We start from the raw sequence: 868 nt of genomic DNA, 5'->3' as shown, positions 1-868 counted from the left end.
TGAACTCGGTGACGGCGGCAAGCATGGGCAGCAAGGCCACATTGTCCTTGTCCGCTGCGGCCTCTATCCCCGCAACAGCACTCGCGCCGGCGACGACCTTCGAACGATCCCGACGCTCGGCAAGATGCTGTTCCTCGGCAAAGCGCCGCGCGGCTTCGAACAGTTGCGTTAGTTCTCCACGTCGTTCATCCGTGAGGTCCTCCGGCATGCGCTCGACCATATTGCGGTCCGCGATCGCATCCGCCTTCGAGGTGAAGGCGCTCCAGCCGAAGCGGGCAGATACCGCATCGCTGACGGCCTTGACTTCCTGCACGACCGTTCGGTCCTCGGCGGCAAGTGCAAAGGCCGTCTTGTAGGCGTCGTCCCCGCCCTGCGCGCGCACCGCCTCGATCTCCATCAGGCGCGCCATAGCTTTGTCGGAGAGCGCCGGAACCGACAAGGACATGGAGGCGCGACGCGTCTGCTCCCGCAGTTCGAACCGTTCGGCGGTTCGGCGGAACCCGGTCGCATGGGCGCGGGCCAACGGCAGCAATTCTTGCAAAGCGGCCATTGCGACTTTGCGCTCGTCACGCGCCGCCCGTCCTTCGACCATAAGATCGGAACCGCGCAGACGGCCAAGCCGATCCGGTGCCGCGGCAAGATCGCCTGCGATCTCGCGCGGCGCGATGCTGGTATTCGATGCCAGGGCGTTCAGGGTGACAAGTGCGGCATCGGGGTCGCGATAGATCTTCTCGAGCAGCGGCCGCAGGATCGCCTCCCGCTCCTTCCAGGCCGGGGATGACAGCTGCGCCAGCCGCGCATCCTCATCGACACTCCTGGCAAAGGCGGTGACCGGGGGGATCAGATAGCGCGCTTCGGGCGAGCGGAC

General features: G+C 66.0%; 1 protein-coding gene. It reads right to left on the bottom strand.

Annotated elements, in window-relative coordinates; genetic code table 11:
* The coding region (locus tag CO655_RS33190; RefSeq protein ID WP_176539357.1) for a BID domain-containing protein at positions 1-868 on the bottom strand (868 nt) is incomplete at both ends.

Source organism: Rhizobium sp. M1 (assembly GCF_002531805.1).
GTDB lineage: Bacteria > Pseudomonadota > Alphaproteobacteria > Rhizobiales > Rhizobiaceae > Rhizobium > Rhizobium etli_C.
The sequence above is the reverse complement of the archived record's forward strand: the minus strand, read 5'-3'. Positions and strand labels throughout refer to the sequence as shown.